General features: G+C 60.7%; 1 protein-coding gene. It reads left to right on the forward strand.

Going from position 1 to position 976, the window contains the following annotated elements:
* Window positions 1-857 (forward strand): alpha/beta hydrolase (locus ACXJKO_RS31840; RefSeq protein ID WP_457094987.1); only part of this gene is annotated, 857 nt, incomplete at its 5' end.
* Window positions 858-976: the final 119 nt, after the last annotated feature.

Here is a 976-nt window from a genome sequence, read left to right on the forward strand (position 1 = left end):
TCTCCATGCTTCGCTTCATCCGCCGTCTGTTCATCGGATTGCTCGTCGTCTACGGCATCGTCCTGGCAGCGCTGTTCTTCATGCAGCGTAGCTTGCTCTATCCAGCCTCGGATCGGCGCAGCACTGCCGCCGAGGCTGGACTGAGCGGTTTCGAGGATTTGGTACTGCAGACTTCGGACAATGAGCGCCTCGTAGGCTGGTGGAAGCCGCCCCAGCCGGGCAAGGCGATCGTGCTCTATTTTCATGGCAATGGCGGCAGCCTCTGGAGCCGGCGGCTGCGAGCCCGCGCGCTCACTGAGACGGGCCGAGGGCTGCTGATGGTCAGCTACCGCGGCTATTCGGGCTCCAGCGGCAGCCCCAGTGAAGAAGGCTTGAGGACGGATGCCCGTGCGGCCTATGACTGGCTTCGCCACTCCTATGAAGCGTCCCGCATCGTGGTCTATGGCGAGTCGCTTGGAACCGGGGTTGCCGTACGCCTTGCAAGCGAGGAGCCCGTAGCTGGTCTCGTTCTCGACGCGCCCTATACCTCCACCGCCGATGTTGCGAGCCTCATCTATTGGTATGTGCCCGTTCGCTGGCTCATGATCGATCAGTTTCGCTCGCTGGACATCATTCAGAAGGTTAAAGCGCCGATCCTGATCATGCATGGCACGGCAGATCGGGTGATCCCATTTTCATTCGGCGTGCAACTCTTCCAGGCAGCGCCTGAACCGAAGCAGTTCCTCCGCTTGGAAGGCGAGGGGCATTCCCGAAACCTGGAGCAGGGCGGGCTGAAGGCTGCGGATGCGTTCATTGCAGCTCGCGAARGCGACGCGATGAAGCGCGCCACGGGAAGCGGCGCTGTGCCTTTGCAATAGTTGAGCTTGCGGTCGCAGCTCTCTAGCGCATCGTGCGAAAAAGTGGCCCCGGTTTTTCGCTCAAACGATGCGCTGCTTAAAAGAGAGAGCCTCGGACCCAAAAGTGGACTCCACTTTTG

It is taken from the genome of Microvirga sp. P5_D2 (assembly GCF_054049475.1).